Raw genomic sequence first — 624 nt, forward strand, 5'->3', positions numbered from 1 at the left:
ACCGCGATGTGCGCACCCGTGCGACGCATCGTCGACAGCGTCGGCAGGACCGCGTTGGTGCCCGGCAGCGACACGATCGGCCGCGTCACGTCGCCCACCGTCGTGCCGGCGACCTCGACGATCGCCTCGACCACGCCCTCGCGCCCGTGCGTGTCGGGGTCCTCCTCGGCCTCGCGCACGGCACGCGCGACGGGCGCGAGCAGGTCGCGCACGTGCACGAACCCGACGATGTCGTCGAAGTCCTCCCCCGTCACGGGGTACCGCGAGTAGGGCAGCGTCCCGACGAGCCGCGCGGCCTCGGCGATCGGCGCGTCGGCGGCGAGGAACGTCACGTCGGCGCGCGGGCGCATGACCTCGACGAGCGAGCGGTCGCCGACGTCGAACACGTCGTCGATGAGGCGCCGCTCGTCCTCCGGCAGGTCGGGGTGCGAGCGCACGAGGTCGCGCAGCTCCTCGTCGGTGATCTGGTCGCTCGTCGCGGCCGGGTCGAAGCCGAGCAGCCGGACGACCCCGTTGGTGGACTTCGACAGCAGCCAGATCACCGGCGTCATGAGCACCGCGAACCGGTCGAGCGGCGGTCCCACCCACAGCGACACGCGCGCGGCCTGCTGCATCGCGATGCGC

At 73.4% G+C, this 624-nt stretch carries 1 protein-coding gene; it reads right to left on the reverse strand.

All coding sequences use genetic code 11. The features are described 5' to 3' along the window. Positions 1-624, reverse strand: a 624-nt coding sequence (locus tag G3I71_RS45565) for a CNNM domain-containing protein (RefSeq protein WP_164324821.1), incomplete at both ends; no start/stop codon positions are given.

It is taken from the genome of Streptomyces sp. SID12501, assembly GCF_010550245.1.
GTDB lineage: Bacteria > Actinomycetota > Actinomycetes > Streptomycetales > Streptomycetaceae > Streptomyces.